Genomic DNA, 618 nt, shown 5'->3' with positions numbered 1-618 from the left:
AAGGCTGGCTCCAATGAGTATCGTGTCTCTGTACTATACAAGCAGGCTATCGACAGTGTCAAGCGCAACGAGCTGGGCGCTCAGCCAATCCTTGACGAGCTAAAGTCTATTGAGGCGATCAACTCTAAGGAGGCGCTCGTAGACTTCGCAGCTCAGCAGGATAATAAGGGTGATGATACATTCTTCGGCACCTACGTCATGGCTGATGCTGAGAATAGTGACATGAACATCTTCAACCTGAACCAGACAAGCCTAGCTCTGGGCAACAAGGAGTACTACACAGATCCAAAGAATGGCGAGATCATCAAGTCATACAATCAGTACATCGAGCGCATCGCTCAGCTAGCTGGTTACTCTGCCGAGGAGGCTCAGCGCATTGCGAAAAACAATATTGCCGTCAGTACTCAGCTCGCCAAGATGTGCTACTCACAGACGGAGCTGCGTGATGCTCAGCGCAACTTCAACAAGGTTCAGATCAAGAAGTTTGTCGCTGACAACCCTGGCTTTGACTGGGCACGCTACATCAAGGGACGCAACCTCCAGACTCTAGAGTCATGGAACGCTGGTCAGCTAAAGTTCTTCAAGGACTTTAGCAAGTGGTTCCCCACGGCAGACCTA

1 protein-coding gene is annotated in these 618 nt (G+C 50.5%); it reads left to right on the top strand.

The genetic code is table 11. The features are described 5' to 3' along the window. On the top strand, window positions 1–618 hold a 618-nt coding region (locus tag PORUE0001_RS00925), incomplete at both ends, for a M13 family metallopeptidase N-terminal domain-containing protein (protein WP_007364568.1).

The organism is Porphyromonas uenonis 60-3 (assembly GCF_000174775.1).
Lineage (GTDB): Bacteria > Bacteroidota > Bacteroidia > Bacteroidales > Porphyromonadaceae > Porphyromonas > Porphyromonas uenonis_A.
Note: the sequence above shows the minus strand (reverse complement) of the source record. Positions and strands in the feature narration are given on the sequence as shown.